The organism is Elioraea sp., assembly GCF_051860475.1.
In the GTDB taxonomy this organism is placed as follows: Bacteria; Pseudomonadota; Alphaproteobacteria; order Acetobacterales; family Acetobacteraceae; genus Elioraea.
The window spans coordinates 3,059-6,700 of the sequence record NZ_JBHYDW010000192.1 but is presented as its reverse complement, the minus strand read 5'-3'; the positions used below and the strand labels follow the sequence as shown (position 1 = coordinate 6,700).

Here is a 3,642-nt window from a genome sequence, read left to right as displayed (position 1 = left end):
CCGCCTTGCGCATCACCGGCGGGACCGCTTCGACGCGGGTATCGGGGAGCGGCAGGTCGGGGCGGCGCCGCTGGGGCAGCCGCCGGATCGCGCGCGGCTGCGGCGCGAAGGCCGGATGGTCCATGGCGATGCGCGCGAAGCGGCGCATGTCGTCCGGCCCGTCGATCGTCTCGAGCCCGTCGGGCAGCGGATAGCGGTAGTCGTTCACCACCTTGCAGACGTCGAAGTCGAGCCGCTCGAAGAACGAAGCAGCACGCTCGGCGAACACCTCGGGCGGGCTCTCGTCGGTGACGAAATGCACCCAGGCGGTCACGGGCGGGCGATCGACGGGACGTCCCGCGATCGCCGCCTGGAACCGTTCGCGCTTGGTCATCGCCATGATCGGGGTCCCTCAGTCGATCCGGACGCCGGCGGCGCGCACCAGTTCGGCGTGGCTCTTGATCTCGCTGTCGAGGAAGGCGGCGAACTGCTCGGGCGTGCCGCCGCCGACCGCGAGCCCGGCCTGGATCAGCCGCGCTTTGGCCCCTTCGTCGGCGAGGATCGCGTTCATCTCGCGGTTCATGCGCGCGATGACCGGCGTGGGCGTGCCCTTGGGCGCGAGCAGGCCGAACCAGGTGCCGAAGACGAGGCCCGGCATGCCCTGCTCGGCGGTGGTCGGCACATCGGGCAGTTGCGGCGCGCGGTTCTCGGCCAGCACCGCGATCGGGCGGACGAGATCGCCGCGCACCTGGCCCTGGATGCCGACCACAAGCTGGAACATCGCCTGGATACGTCCGGCGATCAGATCGTTGGTCGCGACGGATGGCGCCTGGTAGGGCACGTGCGTCATGTCGGTATTGGTGCGCGCCTTGAACATCTCGGCGGCGAGATGCATCGAGCTGCCGTTGCCGGTCGAGCCGAAATTGATCGCGCCCGGATTGCGCTTCGCGTACTCCTCGAACTCCTTCAGCGAGGTGATCGGCAGGTCCTTGTTCACCACCAGGATGTTCGGCACGGTGCCGATGAACACGATCGGCTCGAAGTCGCCCTGCGGGTGGAACGGCAGGGTGCGGTAGAGCGAGATGTTGGTCGCGAGTGTTCCGGCCCAGGAATAGAGGAAGGTGTAGCCGTCGGGGGTGGAGCGGGCGGCCTCGGCGGCGCCGATATTGCCGTTCGCGCCGCCGCGGTTCTCGACCACGACGCGGTGGCCGAGCGGACGCTCGAGCTCCTGGGCGAGGATGCGCGCGATCGTGTCGGCCGTGCCGCCGCCGCCCGGCGCGGGCACGATCATGCGGAGCGGCCTGTTCGGCCAGTCGGTCTGCGCGGCCGCGGGCGCGGCGATCAGCGCCGCGGCGAGGGCGAGCAGCGCGCGCCGAGAGATGATCGGTGTCGGCATGGTCCCGGTCTCCCGTCTGTTCCGCGTCAGTCTGTGACGGGGGACGGGGGCGTTCAACCCCCGCGTCAGGCGGCGGCGATCGCCTCGACCTCGATTGCGCAGCGCGGATCGGCCAGCCCGGCGACGATCACCTGGGTGCTGGCGGGCGGGGTGAACCCGGCGAACAGGGCGTCCCGCCGCTGCTGCCACGGCTGCCGCGCCTCGCGCGTGGTCAGATAGGTCGTCAGCTTGACGATGTCGCGCACGTCCATGCCGTGATGCGCCAGCGCCGCGCGCAGATGCGCGATCACCAGATCCGCCTGCGCGCCGAGGTCGTCCGGCACCAAGCCGTCAGCCGTCACCGGCAACTGCCCACTGATCAGCACCCAGCGCCGCGCCTCGCGCACCTCGGCGGTCATGGAGTAGCGCGCGGCGGGCGCAGGCAGAGTGGCCGGGTTGGCGAACACGATCTCGGCCATGGGCAGCTCCTCTGCTTCGAAGCCGCCCAGTCTAGGTCCGATCCCGGCCTAATCGCGATTCCAGGCGACCGCGCCGATCACGAAACCCCAGCCGACGGGCGCGGCGAAGGGCAGGCGCATCAGGCGCTCGATCGTGCCCTCGCCGTGCAGGGTACGATAGGCGCCCGAGCCGTCGTAGAAGCCGATCCGCAGGACCGTCGCGGCCCAAGGACCGGGGGCCGCGGCGAACTCGGCGGCAAACCGGCTCGCCGCCTCGCCCTCGAAGAGGCACGTGCCCGTATCCGCCTCGATCCATTCGCCCACGCCGCTCATGATGCCGTCGCAGCGGAAGTTCCACCCCGCGAGCAGCGTGTCCGCGTGGTCCTCGGCGCGTTCGAGTTGGCCAAGCATCGAGTAGGCGGCGATCCACTGGCCGTCCTGGTCGGCTTCGCGAACGGTCCAAATCACGTTCACTCGCCCGTCGATCCGATGCACGCCGAGATCGCGTTCCGCCAGCGCCGGTGTCCCGCCGGCGATCGCCGCGAGCAGTCCAAGCATCGTTGCAATCCTGCGCATCGCGCCCTCCTGGGCTGACCCGGCAGGAGGCAGTGTGCGTGCGGGCTGCGCGCCCGTCTGTGTCGCGCATCACAGGTGGAACAAATATGTCACGATTCCGCTACGATTGCGAGCCTGATCACGCCGCGCGCCTGCTCGGGCGGGATCGGGCGCCCCTTGCGCAGCACCTGGATGCGCCCTTCGCGTGCAAGGCGGAAGGCAGCCTCCCGCACCGGGTGCATCAGCAGGCGCCATCGCGTCTCGTCGGGGCCTGCGATCGCCCGCGCGACGTCCGAGGGACAGATCGACCTGCCCGCGCCCCGTTCGGCACAGAGCCGCAGGATCGTGTCGGCGAGGAGGTCCGGGGCGGCCATGGCGCCGACATGGGGATGGGCTGCGTCACCTGCGACGCTGCGCCCTGGTTCTTCTAGACTGCGCGTCATGCTGGGCGCCCTCGTCGCCGCACTCATCGCCGCCGGTCTCGGCTTCGCCGTCCCCCCGCAGCCGGTCGCATTTCCCGCCGGCACGCTGCGTGACCTACCCTCGCCGCGCGACGATCGGCTGGAGGAGGTGCCGCGTGTGCCACCGCCGGCGACGGTGCGCGACGTCTGACCGCCTCAGCGACCGCGGATCAGCCGTTCCAGCTCATCGAGGAAGCTGCGCGCCGGCGACGGCGCCGGCGGCGACCCCGGCCCGCGCTCCTTGAGCGCCACGATTGCCTCGCCCGTGTGCGCGAGGTCGAGCGCATAGACCTCGCCATGGCTCCCGGCGATCCGCGCCGCCGTGCGCAGCCGCACCAACGCACGCGATGCCCCGACGAGTGACGCCTCCACCCGCGAGGCGACCTCGCCCGAGGGCAGGCACACCGCGTCGCGACCCTCCAGCCCGCAGGGCAGCTCCAGGGCCGGCGCCTGGTCGAGCCGCAGCTCGGCATGGGCGGCGAAGGCGAGCGCGCCGCGCGCCGTATCGGCCAGCGTCAGCCCGCGCGCAGTGACCGCCGGCAGGGCGCGGCCGTCGCGCAGCATGATCTCGAGCGCCACCCCCGGACCCTCCCGCCCCTCGGGCGCAACGATCCAGAGGCGGTGGCGCAGCGTGCAGTCGGTGCGGTCGGTGATCGGATCGGCGCTGCACGCGAGCAGCCAGGACCCGATCTCGCGCTCGGTGGTCGTGCGTTGCACCGTCGGCGCCTGGGCGCCCGCCGTGCCGCAGAACAGCATCGCCGCCAGCGCGGCCGGGATCAGACGCATGGCACCTCGCGTGACAGGCGGGGCATCG

The 3,642-nt window shown here is 71.7% G+C and carries 7 protein-coding genes; 1 reads left to right on the top strand and 6 read right to left on the bottom strand.

Going from position 1 to position 3,642, the window contains the following annotated elements; all coding sequences use genetic code 11:
• From ACTIFU_RS21680 to ACTIFU_RS21660, 5 genes are all read right to left on the bottom strand, one after another.
• Window positions 1–379 (bottom strand): hypothetical protein (locus tag ACTIFU_RS21680; protein ID WP_439580404.1); only part of this gene is annotated, 379 nt, incomplete at its 3' end.
• Window positions 380–391: 12 nt separating this feature from the next.
• On the bottom strand, window positions 392–1,375 hold the full coding sequence (locus ACTIFU_RS21675; RefSeq protein WP_439580403.1) for a Bug family tripartite tricarboxylate transporter substrate binding protein: 984 nt from the start codon (window positions 1,373–1,375) through the stop codon (window positions 392–394).
• 65 nt (window positions 1,376–1,440) lie between these two features.
• Entirely contained in the window at window positions 1,441–1,833 is a 393-nt protein-coding gene (locus tag ACTIFU_RS21670; RefSeq protein WP_439580402.1) for a RidA family protein, read from the bottom strand.
• Window positions 1,834–1,881: 48 nt separating this feature from the next.
• On the bottom strand, window positions 1,882–2,370 hold the full coding sequence (locus tag ACTIFU_RS21665) for a hypothetical protein (protein ID WP_439580401.1): 489 nt from the start codon (window positions 2,368–2,370) through the stop codon (window positions 1,882–1,884).
• A 107-nt stretch (window positions 2,371–2,477) separates the two neighbouring features.
• Window positions 2,478–2,741, bottom strand: a complete 264-nt coding sequence (locus tag ACTIFU_RS21660) for a DUF3253 domain-containing protein (RefSeq protein WP_439580400.1) — start codon at window positions 2,739–2,741, stop codon at window positions 2,478–2,480.
• A gap of 67 nt (window positions 2,742–2,808) precedes the next feature.
• Between ACTIFU_RS21660 and ACTIFU_RS21655 the strand changes: the two genes are divergently transcribed.
• Complete coding sequence (locus tag ACTIFU_RS21655) at window positions 2,809–2,979, top strand: hypothetical protein (RefSeq protein ID WP_439580399.1); 171 nt, start codon at window positions 2,809–2,811, stop codon at window positions 2,977–2,979.
• A gap of 5 nt (window positions 2,980–2,984) precedes the next feature.
• Here the strand turns inward: ACTIFU_RS21655 and ACTIFU_RS21650 are convergent.
• On the bottom strand, window positions 2,985–3,642 hold a 658-nt coding region (locus ACTIFU_RS21650; protein WP_439580398.1), incomplete at its 5' end, for a hypothetical protein.

Coding starts and splice junctions, on each gene's coding strand:
- ACTIFU_RS21665 (WP_439580401.1), bottom strand. CDS start 2,370: ATGCTTGGACTGCTCGCGGCGATCGCCGGCGGGACACCGGCGCTGGCG.
- ACTIFU_RS21660 (WP_439580400.1), bottom strand. CDS start 2,741: ATGGCCGCCCCGGACCTCCTCGCCGACACGATCCTGCGGCTCTGTGCC.
- ACTIFU_RS21655 (WP_439580399.1), top strand. CDS start 2,809: ATGCTGGGCGCCCTCGTCGCCGCACTCATCGCCGCCGGTCTCGGCTTC.
- ACTIFU_RS21675 (WP_439580403.1), bottom strand. CDS start 1,375: ATGCCGACACCGATCATCTCTCGGCGCGCGCTGCTCGCCCTCGCCGCG.
- ACTIFU_RS21670 (WP_439580402.1), bottom strand. CDS start 1,833: ATGGCCGAGATCGTGTTCGCCAACCCGGCCACTCTGCCTGCGCCCGCC.